The organism is Acinetobacter sp. CY05 (assembly GCF_059515805.1).
The window spans coordinates 1-1,411 of record NZ_JCAKMW010000057.1 but is presented as its reverse complement, the minus strand read 5'-3'; the positions used below and the strand labels follow the sequence as shown (position 1 = coordinate 1,411).

Here is a 1,411-nt window from a genome sequence, read left to right as displayed (position 1 = left end):
TAAAGAAAAAGAAGAATTTCCCGTTATTTAGTGTTGAGAAAAAGTACAATAAACTGATTGGAAAAATACGAGTTGTGATCGAACACATCAATAGTCAATTGAAAACATTTAGAATATTAAGTGAACGCTATCGAAATAGACGGAAAAGATTCGGTTTACGCATTAACTTAATTGCTGCACTGGTAAACCGAATAAACTTGCAATAACCACTTTCGCAAGAGATCTATTCTTTGGGTTTAGAAGTTAAATTAAAGCTTAATAATGATAAACAAGCTGCTAAAGATATAACGATATTCATTACTGCCGGATGATTATTGATAAAAAACAAGCTGACGCAGTAACTTAGGAGTGCTCCTATCGCAAATTGCATCGAGACAGCTACCCCCGAGACTGTTCCTGCTTGCTTTGGCAAGAGCTGTAATAAACTCGCGATTGAGTTTGCTCCAATTGCTCCTGTCACACCAACAAAAATCATTAAGCCAAGAATGAGGAAGTAAACTGATTCTATTTTAAAAAGAGTTATACCTAATAGGAATAAACCAGCCAAAAAAGAAATGGATGACATTATCTTAAGTAGCTGATAGACAGAATATTTTTTTAATGCGTATTTATTAATGATTGTAAATATAACGCGAATCATGGATAAGCCTAGTTTTACATTGTTTTAAATTGAGGCTTATTCTGATGATAGATTTGATAAGCATAGAGTGATGCGTAAATCCCAGCGAAATAACCTGAAATGGAATGATGATGGCTGCTTACTAGATTGTATTGTTGCTTCAATAAGCTAAAGATCGTCTCTATTTTGTTACGTTTTCTTAGCAGGATTTCATCCTCTGATGATCATTCCACTCGCTGCATATTCCTGCGATGATAGGTCATTAATTCAATATCTTACTTTACCAATTTATCTTTAAAGGTTTCACTGATTTAGACATGACTCCTAAGAGTTCTGAGGATTTAACATCGACTTAGCTTAAGCAGAATTTCTACATCTGAGATATTTCTATTAGAAATTTGGGTCTGGATAAAGTGACCTTATGCATCCCCTTGATCTTTGTCGCACTTTAGGATTTTTCTGTTTTAAATAATTTCAATAGCAGTCTATTTTTAACTGAATTTCTTATCCATTGTTGAGGATAGTCGTGTACGTTGGTATGTATGCTTTGTAGTTGATTCACCCGAGCAAGCAAAGCCAATATTCACCAAAGCCAGTAAGCATCCGCTGAACCCCATCGCTATATTTTAATGGGGATCAGGTTTCCATCGGTGTGGTAGTAATTCGTAAGCATCCGCTGAACCCCATACCTATTTTTTAATTTTGGTCGGGTTGCCACCGGTGTGGCAGTAATTCTTCAATTTGGGTCACTTTGTGTGTCGGTAGCCTTTTCAGCACATCACTTAAATAGGC

Annotated in this window: 3 protein-coding genes and 1 pseudogene; 1 reads left to right on the top strand and 3 read right to left on the bottom strand. The window is 35.8% G+C overall.

The window, feature by feature from the left end; all coding sequences use genetic code 11:
• The coding region (locus AC5YCD_RS15725; protein ID WP_496128521.1) for a transposase family protein at positions 1-206 on the top strand (206 nt) is incomplete at its 5' end.
• A gap of 17 nt (positions 207-223) precedes the next feature.
• Here the strand turns inward: AC5YCD_RS15725 and AC5YCD_RS15720 are convergent.
• The 3 genes and pseudogenes from AC5YCD_RS15720 to AC5YCD_RS15710 all read right to left on the bottom strand — a co-directional run.
• Positions 224-640, bottom strand: coding sequence for a hypothetical protein (locus AC5YCD_RS15720; RefSeq protein ID WP_496130884.1), 417 nt, complete (start codon positions 638-640; stop codon positions 224-226).
• A gap of 14 nt (positions 641-654) precedes the next feature.
• Positions 655-891, bottom strand: a pseudogene (locus tag AC5YCD_RS15715) (transposase); the annotation flags it as partial.
• 424 nt (positions 892-1,315) lie between these two features.
• A partial coding sequence (locus tag AC5YCD_RS15710; protein ID WP_180044306.1) for a transposase domain-containing protein occupies positions 1,316-1,411 on the bottom strand: 96 nt, incomplete at its 5' end.